The 1170-nt window shown below is 65.8% G+C and carries 1 protein-coding gene; it reads right to left on the bottom strand.

The window, feature by feature from the left end:
- The coding region (locus EOA85_RS35700) for a type IV secretory system conjugative DNA transfer family protein (protein ID WP_164760149.1) at positions 1-1170 on the bottom strand (1170 nt) is incomplete at both ends.

Below are 1170 nucleotides of genomic sequence, written 5' to 3'. Positions count from 1 at the left end.
GGCGCGGCCGCATCGGAGCGGCGGATTGCCGGCCGTGAAGACGATCTGTTCGTCGGCGCGCATGCGCATCACCTCATGCGGCAGGATCAACGGCCGGCGCGCGAGCTGCTTCGAGCGCGTGCGCGACGAACCCGACATCTGCGACGAGCGGCTGAGTTGGTCGACCTCCACCGTCGTGTCGCCGCAACGCTTCGAGATGTAGTCGGCGGTCTCAGGATCGTTGATCGCGGCGAAGGAAATCCAGGACGCGCTCTCGAACCATTTGGACGTGGCGTCGCGCCCCCCATAGGCCTCGCGCATCTGGCCGATCGACTGGTAGAGCAGCGTCATCGTGATGCCGTATTTGCGGCCGGCATCGCGGGCGGTCTCGAGAATGCGCAGGAAGCCGAGCCGGGCGACCTCGTCGAGCAGGAACAGCGTGCGGCCCTTAACATCGCCATTGCGGTTGTAGATCGCATTCATCAGCGCGCCGATGATGACGCGGGCAAGTCCCGGATGCGTTTCCAGCACCTTCAGGTCGAGCGCGATGAAGATGTCAGTGCCGCCGGCAGCGAGCTCGTCCGTGGTGAAGCTGTCGCCGGAGACGAGGGCGGCATAGTTCGGATAGGAGAGCCAGTGCGTCTCCTTCACCGCATTGGCGTAGACGCCGGAAAACGTCTCCGGCGTCATGGCGATGAAGGGCGCCACGTTCTCCTTCACGAATTCGGATTCGGACTGTTCGTAGATGTTCGTCAGGCGCTCGCGCAGCTTCGGCTCCGGCTCCGACAGGTTGGCGCGGACCTGCCTGAGAGTCTGGTCCCTTCCTTCCGTACGGCCCGACAGGCAGACGTCGGCGATCAGCGCGGTCAGAAGCTGCATTGCGGAGGCGCGAAAGAAATCGTCGCGCGCCGAGGCTCGGCCCGGCGTGTCCGTCATCACCCAGGCCGCCACCGCGACGATGTCCTCCTCCTTGGTGCTGCCGAAACGCCCGATCCAGTCGAGAGCGTTGAAGCCGGTCGCGGCGTCGGCGGGGTTGAGCACGATCACCTTGCGACCGGCCTTGCGCCGGTGGCCGATCACCATCGGCGCGACCTCGCTGGACGGATCGAGCACGACGAGCCCGCCGCCCCATTTGAGGGCGGAGGGGATCGTCACTGAGGTGGTCTTGAAGCCGCCGGAACCGGCGAAGAC

Origin of the sequence: Mesorhizobium sp. M5C.F.Ca.IN.020.29.1.1 (assembly GCF_003997375.1) — a bacterium.
Classification (GTDB): Bacteria; Pseudomonadota; Alphaproteobacteria; order Rhizobiales; family Rhizobiaceae; genus Mesorhizobium; species Mesorhizobium wenxiniae.
The sequence above is the reverse complement of the archived record's forward strand: the minus strand, read 5'-3'. Positions and strand labels throughout refer to the sequence as shown.